The following is a 14,560-nucleotide window of genomic DNA, read 5'->3' on the forward strand; positions in this document are numbered from 1 at the left end:
TGGAGCGGTCTGCCGCCTCGAACCTAACCTGTGACGGCTTCGGAAATCACCATCCCTGCCTACAGAGGAGGTCGACCATGCGCCGCAAATTGCTTCTCGCCGCCGTGGGCGTGGTGGCCGGGATCTCCGGCTCTCTCTTCGTCCTCGGCACCGACGCTTTCGATCCCGTCTCCACCGCGGCGCCGATTTCGGTCGTGCCGCCCGTGCCCGTCGCCGAGGCGACTGTGACCAGGCAGGACGTGCCGATCGAGCTGGACGGGCTCGGCCGGGTCCAGGCCTTCAACACCGTCACCGTCCGCACCCAGGTCGAGGGGCAGATCCAGCAGATCGTCTTCAACCAGGGGCAGACGGTGCAGCAGGGCGACCTGCTGCTCACGATCGATCCACGGCTCACCCAGGCCAAGCTCGAGCAGGACCAGGCCACCCTGGCCCGCGACCAGGCGCATCTGGCCAATGCGCAGGCCAATCTCGGCCGCTACAAACCGCTGGAGCGCTCCGGCTACGCCACAGACCAGCAGGTCGACACCCAGCAGGCGATGATCGATCAGCTCCAGGCCTCGATCAAAGGCGACCAGGCGGTGATCGATCAGGACCAGGTCGAGCTCGGCTACACGAAGATCACGGCACCGATCAGCGGTGTCACCGGCTTCCGCCTGGTCGACGAGGGCAATGTCGTCCACCCGACCGACGCCAGCGGCCTGGTCACCATCGCCCAGGTCCAGCCGATCGCCGTCCTGTTCACGCTGCCGCAGGCGGCGCTGCCCGACATCCAGCGCCAGATGGCCAGCGCCGGCGCGGCCGGGCTGACGGTCGAGGCCTGGTCGCAGGACGGCGCGACCAGGCTCGACACCGGCAAGCTCGAGACCCTGGACAACACCGTCGACGCGGCCAGCGGCACGATCACGCTGCGGGCGGATTTCCCGAACGCGCAGAAGCTGCTGTGGCCTGGCGAGTTCATCGCGGCCCGGCTGGTCCTGCGGGTGCAGCATGACGGGCTGACCGTGCCCGCCGCGGTGGTGCAGCGCGGACCGGCCGGCGCCTTCGCCTGGGTGGTGCGGCCCGACGGGACGGTGGCGACGCAGCCGATCCAGGTGGCGCAGTCGGTGCGCGGGACGGCGCTGGTCACCGCCGGCCTGACGGCGGGCCAGACCGTGGTCAGCGACGGGCAGTACGGCCTGCAGCCGGGCGACACCGTGGTCGCACGCAGCCCGGACGACACCACCGGTGCGCCGCTGATGAACGCGCAGACCGACCAGCTGGGGATCCAGCCATGAGCAAGAGCACCGCGTCCGATGGCGGGCTGTCCGGCCCGTTCATCCGCCGGCCGATCGCCACCCTGATGCTGATGATCGGCCTCGTGCTGGTCGGCATCGTCGCCTATCGCTCCCTGCCGGTCGCGGCGCTGCCGTCGGTCGACCTGCCGACGATCCAGGTCACGGCACAGCTGCCCGGGGCCGACCCGGAGACCATGGCCTCCTCGGTGGCGACGCCACTGGAACGGCAGTTCGGCGAGATCCCCGGCCTGTCGCAGATGACCTCGGCCAGCGCGCTCGGCTTCACCCAGGTGACGCTGCAGTTCGACCCCTCGCGCACGGTGGACTCCGCCGCGGAAGACGTCCAGGCGGCGATCAACGCCGCCGGCGGCGACCTGCCGAAGACCATCCCGACGCCGCCGACCTACCGCAAGACCAACCCGGCCGACACGCCGATCCTGATCCTGGCGCTGACCTCCGACACCCTGCCGCTGACGACGGTCGACGACTATGCGGAAAGCATCCTGGCGCAGAAGCTGTCGCAGGTGCCGGGCGTCGGGCTGGTCACCATCGGCGGCCAGCAGCAGCCGGCCATGCGGGTCCAGGTGAACCCGCAGCAGCTCGCCGCCCAGGGCCTGACGCTCGAGGACATCCGCACCGCCCTGTCGTCGATCACGGTCGACGACCCGAAGGGCACGCTTGAAGGCAAGCAGCAGGCCTATGCGCTGCAGACCAACGACCAGCTGACCACGCTCGTCAGCTACAACCAGGCCATCATCGGCTACAAGAACGGCGCGCCGATCCGGGTCAGCGATATCGGCCATGCCGAGATCGGCCCGGCCAATGACCAGCTGGCCGCCTGGTACGGCCGCCAGCGCGGCATCATCCTGGCGGTCCAGCGCCTGCCGGGCGCCAATGTGATCCAGACTGTCGACAGCATCCGGCGCGAGCTGCCGCAGCTCGAGGCGTCGCTGCCGCCGGCGATCAGGGTCGCCGTGGTCTCCGACCGCACCACCACGATCCGCGCCTCGGTCGCCGACGTCCAGTTCACGCTGGTCCTGACCATCGGCCTTGTGGTCCTGACCATCCTCCTCTTCCTGCGGAACGTCTGGGCCACCATCATCCCGGGGATCGCGGTGCCGATCTCGATCGTCGGCACCTTCGCGGTGATGGCGGTGCTCGGCTACTCGCTCGACAACCTGTCGCTGATGGCGCTGTCGGTCGCGGTCGGCTTCGTGGTCGACGACGCAATCGTGATGGTCGAGAACATCGTCCACCACCTGGAGCGGGGCAAGACGCCGCTGCAGGCGGCCCTGGACGGCGCCGGGCAGATCGGCTTCACCATCCTGTCGATCTCGGTGTCGCTGGTGGCGGTGTTCATCCCGCTGCTGCTGATGGGCGGCGTCATCGGCAAGCTGTTCCAGGAGTTCGCCGTCACCGTCGCCGTCGCCATCGCCGTCTCCGCCCTGGTGTCGCTGACCCTGACGCCGATGCTCTGCGCCCGCCTGCTCAAGCCGGTGGCCGAAGGCCCGGCGCGGCATGGCCGGGTGTACCGGCTGCTGGAGGTTGGGTTCGAACGCCTGGCCGCGAGCTACGAAAAGGCGCTGGACCGGGTGCTGCAGCACCAGCGCCCGGCCCTCCTGGTCATGATCGCGACTATCGCGCTGACCGGGTATCTGTTCGTCACCATCCCGAAGGGCTTCTTCCCGCAGCAGGACACCGGCCTGATCGCCGGCGTCACCGAGGCGGCGCAGGACGTGTCGACCGGGGCCTTGGCCGAGAAGCAGCAGCAGGTTGTCGACGTGCTGCTGCGGGACCCGGCGGTCGCCTCAGTCGCCAGCTATATCGGACCGGGCGGCACCAACCCGTCACCGAACCAGGGCCGCATGTACATCTCGCTGAAGCCGCAGGGGCAGCGCGGCCCGGACTCGACGGCAGACCAGGTGATCGTGCGACTGGACAAGGCGTTGCAGCCCGTCACCGGCATCCGCCTCTACATGCAGGCCGCGCAGGACATCACGATCGGCGGCCGCGTGGCCAAGACCCAGTACCAGTACACGCTGACCGACGTGAACGCGCAGGAGCTGGCGGTCTGGGCACCGAAGGTGGTCGCCGCGGTGGCGCAACTGCCCAGCGTCACCGACGCCACCAGCGACCAGGAGAGCTCGGGCCTGCAGTTCTCGATCCAGATCGACCGCGACGCGGCGTCTCGCCTGGGCATCGCGCCGCAGGACGTCGACAACGCGCTGGACGACGCCTTCGGCCAGCGGGTCGTGACCAAGGTCTTCACCTCGCTCAACCAGTACTATGTGATCCTGGAGGTCGATCCCGCCTTCCGCCGGGGACCGGACGCCCTGCAGTCGGTCTATCTGCGCTCCTCCGCCGGGCAGCCCGTGCCGCTGAGCGAGATCGCGCACCAGGTGCCGACGACGGCGCCGCTGGTGGTCAATCATCAGAGCCAGTTCCCGTCGGTCACGGTGTCCTTCAACTTGGCGCCGCACAGCTCGATCGGGACGGCGGTGGCCGATGTCGATCGCGCCGTGGCGGCGCTGCACCTGCCGGCCAGCATTCAGGGCGCTTTCCAGGGCACGGCGCATGCCTATGAGACCGCCCTGGCCGGCCAGCCGGCCCTGATCGCGGCGGCGCTCGTCGCCGTCTATCTGATCCTCGGCATGCTGTATGAGAGCGCCGTCCACCCGGTAACGATCCTGTCGACCCTGCCGTCGGCCGGCCTCGGCGCGCTGCTGGCGCTGATGGCGGCGGGGATGCCGCTCGACGTGATCGGCATCATCGGCATCGTGCTCTTGATCGGCATCGTCAAGAAGAACGGCATCATGATGATCGACTTCGCCCTGGCGGCCGAGCGTGCGGGCAAGTCGCCGGTCGAGGCGGTGCGCGAGGCTTGCCTGTCGCGCTTCCGCCCGATCCTGATGACGACGATGTGCGCGATCCTGGGAGGCATTCCGCTGATGGTCGGGACCGGCACGGGATCGGAGATCCGCCAGCCGCTCGGCTACGCCATCGTCGGCGGCCTCATGGTCAGCCAAGTGCTGACGCTGTTCACCACGCCGATCGTGTACCTCTATCTCGGCCGCCTCGGCCAAGCGGCACGGCGGGTGCGGCAGGCTTCGAAAAGCAGTCGCCTTGAGCTTCCTTAGGCCTGAAGCGAGAGGTCAAGGTCCGCTATCGAGAGCGGCTCGCTCGTGCCGCAGTCACGTCCGGTATCGGCGCCCTGAACAGCCTCGCTGCAGAGCCCCGTCTACAGCCCCAAGAAGGGCGTCGCGTTCGACGTCGGCCTGCCTGCCACCACATATTCAGGGGACTTGTTTGTGCATGGAGTGAACAAAAGCGAAACTTCGGTCGGGACTCCGCGCATCGGAGGGCTGGAAGAGGTGCTGTTTTGTTCTCTTCGTTCCAGCAGAAGCTTCTTGCCAACCCACTGCAAAACCTCTAGGAAACCTGCGGCGTTCGGGCCGACGGGGCGTAGCGCAGTCTGGTAGCGCGCCTGCTTTGGGAGCAGGATGTCGGGAGTTCGAATCTCTCCGCCCCGACCAGCCCGGCAGAACACTGGAGAGTCGGCCGAGCCATGCAGGCGCGTATCTATCGTCGTTCCAAATCCGCGATGCAGAGCGGCCGCGGCAAGGTCCATGACTGGGTCCTGGAATACGAGCCCGCGACGCCGCGCCGGCCGGAGCCGCTGATGGGCTGGGTCGCCTCGGGCGACACGCTGAACCAGGTGCAGCTGACCTTCCCGAGCAAGGAGGAGGCGATCGCCTTCGCCGAGCGCAAGAGCATCGCCTATTCCGTGCTGCCGGAGCACGAGCGCCGGGTGGTGCCGCGCAACTACGCCGACAATTTCCGCCCGCGGCCGCGCTGAGCGGATACGGCCCCGTAGCTCAGCCGGATAGAGCACCCGCCTTCTAAGCGGACGGTCGCTGGTTCGAGTCCAGCCGGGGTCGCCACTATTCCAACAGCTTGCTTTTTAGCTTTCCAACTTCTGGCGCTCACGCCATGCCTGGAGCATCGTGATCGCCAGGTCGGATTGCTCCTTCGTGGTCGGGTTGTAGACCCGCAGGATCCGGACCACGGACTCGATGCTGTGGCCCGTGATGGCGCTGATCAGCTGCGGCGTGCAGCCGGCGAGCGATAGCCGCACCACCGAGCTGCGGCGCAGGTCGATGAACTGCTTGTCCTTGAAGCCGGCGGCGTCGGCGATCTCGCGGAACAGGTGGCTGAAGTTGTCGCCCTTGTAGGGCCGGCCCGTCTCCTCGCTGATCACCATGGCCCGGGCACCCCGAAGCTCCGGGTCGTTGGTCATGCGGTAGACCTCGTCCGCGTCCCTGGTCATCTCGATGGCGTCGCGCAGCTCCGGGAGCGCCTTCACCGACACCAGCGTCTGGGTCTTGCTCTGGTGCACCAGAAGGCGCTCGCCGTCCCAGCGGCCCCAGGTCATGCCGAGGACGTCGCCGCGGCGCTGGCCCATGTCGAAGGCGATGAGGGCGGCCAGCGCGATCGAAGCGCGGCCCATCTCGATCGCCTTCTTCACCAGCCGCCAGACCTCGGCCTCCGACCACACGACCTGGCGCGGCTGCCCCTTCGACAGCTTCAGGTTGAAGGCCGGGTTGTTCTTCCGCAGCCCGTGCTCGATCGCCTCGGACAGCAGAAAGCGCAGCCACTTCACCACCCGGTTCGCCTTGTCCTGGCTGAAGCCCTGCTCGCGCATGTTCTGAACCAGCTGCCGGATGTGCGGGCGCTGCAGCGTGGCAGACTGCTGCTTGCGGGTCTGGACGAGCAAGCCGGTGTAGTAGTCGAACTCGGCCTTGGTCTTCTTCGGCCGCTTCTTCCAGGCGTCGGTCTTCTTGTGCTCCTGGATCAGCCACTCGAACGTGCCGCGCGGGGCAGGGGGCGTCTTGCCGGCGGGGTCGGGCCGGCCAGCGCGACGCGCCTGTTTCCGCTCCGCCTGCAGCCGGTCCCATTCCTCGTTGAGCGCCTTGGCGACCCGCGCCGCCTCGACCTCGTCCTCGCCGAGCGGCTGCGGCAGAAAGCCGGCGGCACGCATGGACTTCGAGGGTTGGAAGAAGCAGCGGCCGCCGCGGATCCGCAGATGGCGGACCTCAAATTTCGCCATTCTGCAGCGCGCGCTCGTAATCGCTGGCCTGGGCGGCGCCGGCGACAGGGGCCAGGCCGGCGCGCACATCGAGCCAATGCTCGACGGCGTTGATGTCCCAGCGGTCCAGGAAGAGGGGATCGGGTTCGGGCATGCCCTGCCGCTTCAGCTCGGCCATCCGCCGGCGCATCGTCTCGACGGACATGCCGAGGCGCCAGGCGACCTGCTCCTCCGTCCAGATGCGAGGCGTCACGGTCGGGCGTGGCTTGCGGCGTTCGCTCATCGAAGCTCCGGGCCTATGCCTCGGCGGGTGAAAAAGAGCGTGGCCCCGGAACACCCAGGGCCACGCTTGTTGAGCCGCTGATTAAGAGTCAGCTGCCGCGCGCACGCCTGGCGCGTGGCGAGCCTCACGCGTGGGCGCGTGCACGCACGTGCCCGTGCCCGACCGATGATCGGCTTCCTCCCGGCGAAGCTCGATCTTCACCGCCTCGCCCCACAGATCGACCCGGACATCCATCATCCCCCCAAAGGCGCCGGGCGCGGCGCCGGACAGATCGAACTTCATCTCCTCCAAAAGTCCGATGCTGAGGCCAATGCCGGCGGCACGGGCTTCGGCGATCCAGGCGGTGGCGTCGAACTCGTCGCGGGTCGGGAGCCGAAACAGCTTCCGCCCATGCTCCGCGTCGTATGCGCGGTGCACGATGTCGGCGATGCTTACCGGGGCGCCGCGCGGCCGAGCAGGCTGGGTGAGCGGCGGGAGGCTGGCGGCGCGGCTGCTGGCCATCGCGGGGGTCATGACGCGGCTCCCTGCGCCGCGGCCATGGCGTCGAGATCCGAAAGGACCTGGAGCACCATGCGCTCGCTGGGGTCCAGTTCGCGGCCGGGATCGACCGCGGCGCCGCTGCTGGACAGGAGGTCGGGCCAGAGCCCAACGCGGAGCTTCGCGGCTGCGCCGGCGGCGGTGCGCGCGGGGGTCGCCAGGATCTGCTCGCGCATCCGGTTCAGCCGATCGCAGTTCTGATTGAACGTCTTCTCGTCGATGTCCGCGCCGGCGTCGAGGCTGGCGCCTTCGCGCCACACGATCTGGGCGAGGGAGAGGATGTCGGTGTCGTCGCTGCTCGGGAGGGATGGGGCGCTTGCGCCGTCGAGAGGGGCCATGATGATTTCCTCGTGAGGTTTGGGGTGGTGCGTCTCGCGCGGGGCGCGCGGCGCGTCTCGTGCATGCGCGGGCCCGGGCCCGCGCGAGTGGCGGCTATCAGGCGGCAGGCTGCAGGCGCTCTATATCGGCCGTGATCGACTTGAGGAATTTGTCCTCCACCCGGCACTCCTCGGTGTCGCCACCCCAACCGAAAAGATCAGCTGCCAGCTCGAGTTTCAGGGCAATTCCCGCGGGCGTGGTTGCTGGGCAGTCGGCCAGGGCATAGTCGGCCGCGACCAGAGCCTGCCCCGCGGCCTCGTCCTCGGCCTCGGCCTCGGCCAAGCCGAACTCGGCGCCAATCTCCGCGACCCGCTGCTCTGCCTTGCGGAGATTGGCGCGCATAGCGTCGCCCCACTTCAGGATCCCCGCCGCGATCTCTTCTATCGGCACCCACCCTCTGCTCTCGACCTTTACGTGCCTGGTTCGGCCATCGGGGAGATCCACAGCGAAGCTCTGGGCGGCCCTGATCTTCCTGGCCACCTGGGCCTCGATCTCCTGCTCGGATGAGACGAACTTCTCCTCGCCGCTGACCTGGCTCACGCCGATGGAGACCAGCGGCTTAAGGCAATCCTCGCCGTACTTTTCCCAGGCCTTGGAGGTCTGCTCCTCCAGCCTGTCATGACGCTCGTTGAACAGTTTCTGTGCCGCCTCCCAGGCGCGATGGGCGGCGAAGACCGGGTCCTCGGCAGCGGCCGGCGCTGCGTGGGAGGCGGCCGGCACGTGCGCGAAGTCGAGCGGGGCCATCACGCAGCCTCCTGCGCGGGCTTGACCGTGCCGTAGAGGCGGAAGGCCATGTAGTAGGACTGAGCCGGTAGCTCTTGAAGCGACCGATCCTCCCGGGCCATCAGGAAACGGAGGGCTTCGCGCACGGCGCGCTCCGCTTCCTCTGCGCCGAGGACTTCGCCGTCGAAGTTGGAGCCGCTGATCACGGCGAGCTCGTTCTGCGCCAGCATCAGGAGGCAGAGAGCGCCGCCGACCGTCTGCGGCTTGGATCTCATGATCGCGTATTCGAGGTCCCGCAGCTGGGCGTAGATCGGGCCGATGAGGGCRTGCGCCTCCTCGTGAGTGTAGCGCCGGCTCTCTTCGATCCCGTGCATCGCGGCGACCAGGGCCTCCAGCTTGTACATGCTCGCCTCGATGCCTTCGGCGGCGATCTCGTCCTCAATCTTGAGGGCGGAGGGAATGACGTCTCTCGGCATAATTTACCTCCCCAGGTGACCGCCCCGCGGGGCGGTCAGCGATGGCTGACGAGGCAGAATTTATACGCTAAAAACGTAAACTGCAAGCGCGAACGTACAGGCGGGGCCGCGCCCATGTACCTGCTATTCAGGCGTTTGAGGATGCCTCCTGGGCTTCTTCCTCGTGTCGACGAACGACATTGATCATATGGCTGCAGGTGAGCAGCAGTGGCAGGTTAGTCGTTGGGTCCTCGTCCTCATCTATCAGTTCTTGCGAGAATTTTGCCCTGTCTTCAGCAGGAACGCTCATTATCTTTTCGGACTCTTTGATAAGGTCGTCATGTATCATCAAATAACAAAGTGCCCATCCCCGCTTGGACAATTTCGCCCACGAGAGCTCGCGCCTAAGATCAATATATGACGCAATGTAAATCAAGAATTTTCTATTTATTTCCGCCGACGGTTTGTTGACGGCGTCATACTCAAGTCTTCTGTGATAGAATGGCCTGCCAGCGCGTATCTCGTCCGCAGTGTCTGCGGGTCGTAATTGAATGCCGAAGAGTTCGTCAACCTCATATGGCTCAATAGGTGGTGCTCCTCTACCAACGAGGATGGCTTTCAAGTGCGGGCCCATTTCAATCGGCAGGTATTCACGTGTAAACAAATCGCCATCTTCATACCTCTGGTAACTAGAGGCCCCCTTCAGTCCGATGGCCTGCGCGATCTCGCGCATCGATATCCCCGCTCGTTGCCGAAGGCTGCGGAGTCGTTGAGTGACGGGCGCGCTCATGGTCATGGCCGCACTATCGCGCGTTGATGTTACGTGTTCCACGTTGATTTTCCGCTTCGCGTCGCGTAAAACATACGTCCATGAAAGCCTGCGATGACATCATTGACCGTTTCGGCGGCCTGACCTCTCTGGCTCGAGCGCTTGGCCATAAGCATGCATCGACGGTGCAGGGTTGGAAGCAACGCGGCGTCATTCCGGCGCTGCGTCAGCAGGAGGTCCTGAACGCCGCATTGCGCCTTGGGATCGACCTGTCTCCGGCGGACTTCTTCGAGCCGGTCGACACGCCGCATAAGCGGCGCGAGGAGCGTGCTGCATGATCCGCCTCGACGCGGCAAGCCCCTCTCGCTCGAAGTGCTTGGCAGGGTTACTGGCGCCGAGGTTGCGAGAGCCCGGCCGCGTGCTGAACGACAGGCTCAGGAAGAACCCAGTTGTTCAGCTTCGCAAGAGCCTGAAGATCCGCAGCGATCTGCTTCAATTGGCTTTCGGTCGCTTGCAGCACGAAGATCAGGGACCGGGGCGGATCTCCGTACGGCACCGTCACCAGGAAGCCCATGCTGTGGGAGGACTGGTCCATGGCGAGCGTCAAGACCTCCGCTTGCGGCAGACTGAATGGCACATCGGCCGGAAACCGGAAGCCTTCAACCCACTCGCCCTGATCGTCGGTCATCATCTCCCCCGTAGGCTGCATCGCTGTTCTGAAGGTGCCGTGAATGACCCGGGGTGCCCATGCTCCACGTTTGGCGCCTCACACAACCATCATCTCACGATTCCAGCGCGGCGGCAGAGCGGTGAATCCGGCGCAGAGGCGCCGGAGGGTTTCGGCAATCTTCCGCATCGGGCTCGGCATCGCTCGCGCTCCATCGTCCGCCTTGCGCCGGGGTCGGACCCATCCTGTCCGACCCCGGCCGCACCGGGAGAGTGCCGGGCCTGGGGAGGCCACCTCGAGCACGCTCCCGATCTCGACATCGGGGATCTCTGCGGAGCACCGCCATCCGACCAGGAGCGGCGCGCGGGAGGTACCAGCTCCCGCGCCGCCTTCGATCGACCTGTGAATGACCAACGTCTCCATCCCCTGACGATGGAGCGGAACGGCGTTGGAAATCTCGAAAAGTTCTTTCAGGAAATCCCGAAACCAGGAGCCCCCGATGACAGCGGACGCTTTCGCTGAGGAGGTTCGATCTTGCCTGCCCGTGATCGCGGCGCCGATCCGAGCGAACGAGCCGGTTCCGTCCTGGCTCTCGCGCGCGGCACGCACGGCCGGCATCTCCGTAGCCCGGGCCCGGGCCTATTGGTACCGCCAGGTCGAGCGGCCGCGGGTCGACGAGTACTTCGCGATCATCAGCGCCGCGGACCTTTCCCAGCGCCGGCTAGAGGACATGGAGTCTGCCTATGAGGCTGATCGGGAGCGTTTTGCTCGCGATTTCCCGCGCCTGGCGCGTTTGCTCCCTCCTTCGCTCCGAGCGCCGGCGCCGAGCAGCGGCGACGTCGAAGGGGCCGCCCGATGACGCCGCCCGACGTTGACGATCCGCCCGAGGAGCACTCCCTTGGTAAGGGAGAGGTCCTGAGTTCAGGCGGGGACTCCGCCCGATCCGGAGCCGGCGGCTTCGAGCACGTCGGCAATGCCCTCGCGCGGGTGATCACGGCGACGAGCGGGGACGGAAGCTTCAAGGAGCGGCTCGAGCATGCGACGCGGCATCCGGCGCCAGGGGAGACGCCGCGCACGGCTTGGCTGCGCCTGGCACTGGAACATCTGCCGGCAGCGGAGCGGCGCCGCTTCGTTCTCGATGCGGTCGAGGTGGGCTTGGTCTCGTCCACCGATGCCGAGCCGCTGTTGCGGGTGCTGCACTGATGGCCCCCCAGCAGCCTCCCGACGAGCCGTTAAGTCTCGCCGAGATCCAGCGGCGCGCCATGATCGAGATCGCAAAGATCATGGGCTGGCCGCTCGACCATGAAGCCTGGAGCGATCCCGACAACCTGCCTCCCGACACAGCGGCCGATCCGTTCGCGATCGAGGGGGCGGCCACCACGCCAGAGGAACTGGAACGGCGGCTGGCCGCGATCGCCGAAACGACGCCGCCGACGGACCCCAAGGCACTCGAGATCTACACCCTCAACGCCGAGGCCGGGCCGCGAGCCGCCCGGCAAGCGATCGTCGATGCCTATTCCTCCGGCGAGATGAACCGGAACCAAGCCAACACATTGCTCTTTGTCCTTGGCCTGCGGAGGCTCTGAGATTGACCGTCATCCCGTTTCGCCCGGATGGTGCACCGCAAGATATCGAGGCCGAGCAATGGCTGCTCGAGGGCCTGCTGCAGGCGCCGAGCCGCGTGGCCGAATGCGCCGACGTCGTGCGACCAGAAGACTTCCATGACGAAGGCTATGGGGTACTGTTTCGCGCGCTGATCGAGATCGACAGCCGCGGCACGCCGGTGACGACGGCGGACCTGATCACCCTCATGGGCGTCAGCGACCGGGCCCAAGAGTGGCAGAACGCGATCGGCGCCATGCGGGGCAGCGTGGCCGCCACGGATCTCAGAACGCTGATCGGCTATGCCCGCAAGATCGCCGACACTTCGATGCGTCGCAGCCTTGTGACCGTCTCGCAGCGGCTCGCGCACCAAGCCGTCGCGGCGCCCGAGGCCGCGAGCGTCCTGCGAGAGACTGAAGCCGCGCTCGCGGACATCGAGCAGCGCGGCGGCGGCGACAAGGGTCTGCGCGACATGGGCCTGGTGATGCGCTCGACCATGCAGCAGATCGAAGCTGTCATGCGCGGCGATGCGGCAATCGCGGGTAAGCCAACCGGCGTGGGCGATCTCGACAAGGCGCTGGGCGGCGCCAGGAACGGCAACCTGATCGTCTATGCGGCCCGCCCTGGCATGGGAAAGAGCGCGCTGGCCATCAACACCGCCGAGGCGACTGCACGCGCCGGCGGCTTCGTTGCCGTCTACAGCCACGAGATGTCGCGGGAGCAGGTCGGGCAGCGGATCATCGCCGCCCGCACCGGGATTCCGATCGACCGGCAGCAGAGCGGCCCGCTCACGCCTGAGGATTGGCGCCGTATCTGCTCCGTCGGGGCCGACATCGCCGAACTCCCGATGGAGATCGATGACGGCCGGCACAAGACCGTCGCCTCGATGGTAGCGAGCGCCCGGCGCCTGCAGCGCCGCCGCGGCCTGGCGCTGATTGTGGTCGACTACATCCAGCTCCTGGTCGGCGGCGACAACCGGAACCGGGTCGAGGAGGTGAGCCGCATCACTCGCGACCTGAAACTGGCGGCCAAGGATCTCGACGTGCCGATCATCGCCCTGTCGCAGCTCTCGCGGAAGGTCGAGGAGCGGGACGACAAGCGCCCGCTGAAAAGCGACCTGCGGGAGTCCGGGTCGATCGAGCAGGACGCGGACCAGATCGTGTTCATCTACCGGCCCGAGTACTACTTGCGCGAGCCGGAACGACGCGAGGGAGAGGACTTCGGAAAGTTCGGGGCGCGGCGGGCGGCCTACGAGGAGCAGCTGCGCGAGGTCCAGGGCATCGCCGAGCTGATCGTCGCCAAGAACCGGCACGGGCGCGAATGCACCGTGCGGTCGCATTGGGATGGCGAGCGCCAGCGCTTCACCGATCTTGATTGGAGGCGCTGATGGGGGCTCGCGACGGGGGCAGCGTGTCGGCCTGGATGCCTATGTATTGGGGCGACTATCTGCGCGACACCGGGCATCTGACGGCGGCGGAGCACGGCGCCTATCTGCTGCTGATCGCCCACTACTGGACCACCGGCGAGCCGCTGCCGAATGACGATCGCCGCCTGGCCAGAATCGCCCGGATGAGCGACGCCGAATGGGCCGATGCTCGTAGCATGCTGGTAGCATTCTTCGAGCACCGCGACGGCAAGTTGGTGCATCGACGCGTCGAAGCCGAGCTGGAGAGCGCCAGCGGGAAGAAAATCAAGAATTCTCAACGCGCTAGCGCCGCGGCGAATGCTCGATGGAATGCTTCACGCACTGCTCCAAGCACTGCGTCGAGCAATGCTCCAAGCATCTCCCAAGCAATGCTTGAGGAATGCCCACCACCTTCACCTATTAAGAGTACCCCCTTACCCCCAAGGGCAGACGACCGGTTCGATGAGGGCTGGGAGGCATTCCCGCYGAAGCGGAAGGGATCGCGGGAGAGGGCGGCGGTTGCGTGGAAGTCGGCGCTGAGGCGGCACGACGGCCTTGGTCCGGAAACGATCCTCGACGGGATCCGGCGGTACGTCGGCAGCGACGAGGTCGCCAGGGGCTTCGTCAAGGGCATGGCCGCCTGGCTGAACGATGACCGGTGGACGGTGGAGTACGACCCGGCAGATGGCCGCTCCGGTCCGCCCGCGGACAGCCCACCGGCGCTGCAGATTCCCATCGTCAAGCAGGCCAGCGACTTGGCCCTGCAGCGATCGAGCGGATACCGCGGGACGCCAGAGGAGCGCGAGGCGGCCAAGCGAGCGATAGGCGCACTCTTTGCGGCGGCACGCATCGGCCCGGAGGAGGCCGAGCGGGTCGCCAGGGAATATCTGAAGGAGGCAGCATGAGCGACATGGAAGGCGTCACCAGAGGCCCGTTCCGGCTGATGAGCTGGGGCGAGGCGCAGAGGAACGCGGCCCGCTCGGGGGCGGGCGGGCCGCCCCCTGTCGATCCGAGCACGTTCGGGACGATCCCCGTGGCCAAGGCGATGATCCTGTGGAACCGCCGCCAGGGCGATGGCGTAACCGACGCGGCCGTCTGCCGGCAGCAGGATCGCGAGAACAACGACCCGTACCGCTTCGCCTGCTCCCGCGGCGTCTGCGATGCTTCCTGGCTCGATGGCGACCCGCTGAACACGCCGATGGGGATTTTCCTCTGGATGGCGACGGTCGACCGCTTCCAGTCGCGAGAGGTCGAGATCGAGGCGCTCGCGGAGTTCGCGAAGATCAACGGGCAGCGCTGGGCGATCACGTTGCTCAAGGTCCACGGCGCGCTCCCGGTCGAGGACTGATTCGGATGCTTCAATGCAAACTGGGGAGTGCGT

General features: G+C 67.0%; 18 protein-coding genes and 2 tRNA genes. 12 read left to right on the top strand and 8 right to left on the bottom strand.

What is annotated here, in order from left to right; genetic code table 11:
• The first annotated feature begins 77 nt into the window (after positions 1 to 77).
• The 5 genes from AB4Z01_RS14875 to AB4Z01_RS14895 all read left to right on the top strand — a co-directional run bounded on the left by AB4Z01_RS14875 (position 78) and on the right by AB4Z01_RS14895 (position 5,215).
• Positions 78 to 1,274 carry an efflux RND transporter periplasmic adaptor subunit gene (locus AB4Z01_RS14875; RefSeq protein WP_441694828.1) on the top strand — a complete coding sequence of 399 codons (1,197 nt, stop codon included), beginning with the start codon at positions 78 to 80 and terminating at the stop codon, positions 1,272 to 1,274.
• Positions 1,271 to 4,411 (top strand): efflux RND transporter permease subunit, encoded by a 3,141-nt coding sequence (locus tag AB4Z01_RS14880; protein WP_441694830.1) that lies wholly within the window; start codon positions 1,271 to 1,273, stop codon positions 4,409 to 4,411. The genes AB4Z01_RS14875 and AB4Z01_RS14880 overlap by 4 nt, the downstream gene beginning before the upstream one ends.
• Positions 4,412 to 4,730: 319 nt before the next feature.
• Positions 4,731 to 4,807, top strand: a tRNA-Pro gene (locus tag AB4Z01_RS14885).
• 32 nt (positions 4,808 to 4,839) lie between these two features.
• The gene (locus AB4Z01_RS14890; protein WP_088149529.1) at positions 4,840 to 5,130 is read left to right on the top strand and encodes an ETC complex I subunit; all 291 of its coding nucleotides are present in this window, start codon (positions 4,840 to 4,842) and stop codon (positions 5,128 to 5,130) included.
• An 8-nt stretch (positions 5,131 to 5,138) separates the two neighbouring features.
• Positions 5,139 to 5,215: transfer RNA gene (locus AB4Z01_RS14895), tRNA-Arg, on the top strand.
• 20 nt (positions 5,216 to 5,235) lie between these two features.
• Here AB4Z01_RS14895 and AB4Z01_RS14900 read toward each other — a convergent pair.
• The 7 genes from AB4Z01_RS14900 to AB4Z01_RS14930 all read right to left on the bottom strand — a co-directional run bounded on the left by AB4Z01_RS14900 (position 5,236) and on the right by AB4Z01_RS14930 (position 9,469).
• Positions 5,236 to 6,381: a tyrosine-type recombinase/integrase gene (locus AB4Z01_RS14900; protein WP_441694832.1), complete on the bottom strand. Its 1,146-nt coding sequence runs from the start codon at positions 6,379 to 6,381 to the stop codon at positions 5,236 to 5,238.
• On the bottom strand, positions 6,368 to 6,643 hold the full coding sequence (locus AB4Z01_RS14905) for a hypothetical protein (RefSeq protein WP_441694834.1): 276 nt from the start codon (positions 6,641 to 6,643) through the stop codon (positions 6,368 to 6,370). The genes AB4Z01_RS14900 and AB4Z01_RS14905 overlap by 14 nt, the downstream gene beginning before the upstream one ends.
• Positions 6,644 to 6,724: 81 nt before the next feature.
• The gene (locus AB4Z01_RS14910) at positions 6,725 to 7,156 is read right to left on the bottom strand and encodes a hypothetical protein (protein WP_441694836.1); all 432 of its coding nucleotides are present in this window, start codon (positions 7,154 to 7,156) and stop codon (positions 6,725 to 6,727) included.
• Positions 7,153 to 7,518 carry a hypothetical protein gene (locus tag AB4Z01_RS14915; RefSeq protein ID WP_441694837.1) on the bottom strand — a complete coding sequence of 122 codons (366 nt, stop codon included), beginning with the start codon at positions 7,516 to 7,518 and terminating at the stop codon, positions 7,153 to 7,155. Before AB4Z01_RS14915 ends, AB4Z01_RS14910 begins: the two co-directional genes overlap by 4 nt.
• A 97-nt stretch (positions 7,519 to 7,615) precedes the next feature.
• Positions 7,616 to 8,302, bottom strand: a complete 687-nt coding sequence (locus AB4Z01_RS14920) for a hypothetical protein (protein ID WP_441694839.1) — start codon at positions 8,300 to 8,302, stop codon at positions 7,616 to 7,618.
• Positions 8,302 to 8,757 carry a hypothetical protein gene (locus AB4Z01_RS14925; RefSeq protein ID WP_441694841.1) on the bottom strand — a complete coding sequence of 152 codons (456 nt, stop codon included), beginning with the start codon at positions 8,755 to 8,757 and terminating at the stop codon, positions 8,302 to 8,304. Before AB4Z01_RS14925 ends, AB4Z01_RS14920 begins: the two co-directional genes overlap by 1 nt.
• 127 nt (positions 8,758 to 8,884) lie before the next feature.
• Entirely contained in the window at positions 8,885 to 9,469 is a 585-nt protein-coding gene (locus AB4Z01_RS14930) for a hypothetical protein (RefSeq protein WP_441694843.1), read from the bottom strand.
• Between the two features lie 137 nt (positions 9,470 to 9,606).
• On the opposite strand from AB4Z01_RS14930, the gene AB4Z01_RS14935 reads away from it, so the two are divergent.
• Complete coding sequence (locus AB4Z01_RS14935; protein ID WP_441694845.1) at positions 9,607 to 9,843, top strand: carph-isopro domain-containing protein; 237 nt, start codon at positions 9,607 to 9,609, stop codon at positions 9,841 to 9,843.
• 47 nt (positions 9,844 to 9,890) lie between these two features.
• On the opposite strand, the gene AB4Z01_RS14940 is transcribed toward AB4Z01_RS14935, so the two are convergent.
• The gene (locus tag AB4Z01_RS14940; protein WP_441694847.1) at positions 9,891 to 10,193 is read right to left on the bottom strand and encodes a hypothetical protein; all 303 of its coding nucleotides are present in this window, start codon (positions 10,191 to 10,193) and stop codon (positions 9,891 to 9,893) included.
• A 478-nt stretch (positions 10,194 to 10,671) separates the two neighbouring features.
• Between AB4Z01_RS14940 and AB4Z01_RS14945 the strand changes: the two genes are divergently transcribed.
• Genes AB4Z01_RS14945 through AB4Z01_RS14970 form a run of 6 tightly spaced genes read left to right on the top strand, consistent with a single transcriptional unit; the run spans position 10,672 to position 14,527 of the window.
• Positions 10,672 to 11,031: a hypothetical protein gene (locus AB4Z01_RS14945; RefSeq protein WP_441694849.1), complete on the top strand. Its 360-nt coding sequence runs from the start codon at positions 10,672 to 10,674 to the stop codon at positions 11,029 to 11,031.
• Entirely contained in the window at positions 11,028 to 11,375 is a 348-nt protein-coding gene (locus AB4Z01_RS14950; protein WP_441694851.1) for a hypothetical protein, read from the top strand. Before AB4Z01_RS14945 ends, AB4Z01_RS14950 begins: the two co-directional genes overlap by 4 nt.
• Entirely contained in the window at positions 11,375 to 11,758 is a 384-nt protein-coding gene (locus AB4Z01_RS14955; RefSeq protein WP_441694852.1) for a hypothetical protein, read from the top strand. The genes AB4Z01_RS14950 and AB4Z01_RS14955 overlap by 1 nt, the downstream gene beginning before the upstream one ends.
• A 2-nt stretch (positions 11,759 to 11,760) precedes the next feature.
• Entirely contained in the window at positions 11,761 to 13,161 is a 1,401-nt protein-coding gene (locus AB4Z01_RS14960; RefSeq protein WP_441694854.1) for a replicative DNA helicase, read from the top strand.
• Complete coding sequence (locus tag AB4Z01_RS14965) at positions 13,161 to 14,084, top strand: YdaU family protein (protein WP_441694856.1); 924 nt, start codon at positions 13,161 to 13,163, stop codon at positions 14,082 to 14,084. Before AB4Z01_RS14960 ends, AB4Z01_RS14965 begins: the two co-directional genes overlap by 1 nt.
• Positions 14,081 to 14,527 carry a hypothetical protein gene (locus AB4Z01_RS14970; RefSeq protein ID WP_441694858.1) on the top strand — a complete coding sequence of 149 codons (447 nt, stop codon included), beginning with the start codon at positions 14,081 to 14,083 and terminating at the stop codon, positions 14,525 to 14,527. The genes AB4Z01_RS14965 and AB4Z01_RS14970 overlap by 4 nt, the downstream gene beginning before the upstream one ends.
• Positions 14,528 to 14,560: the final 33 nt, after the last annotated feature.

This window comes from Inquilinus sp. YAF38 (assembly GCF_052113205.1).
Lineage (GTDB): Bacteria > Pseudomonadota > Alphaproteobacteria > DSM-16000 > Inquilinaceae > Inquilinus.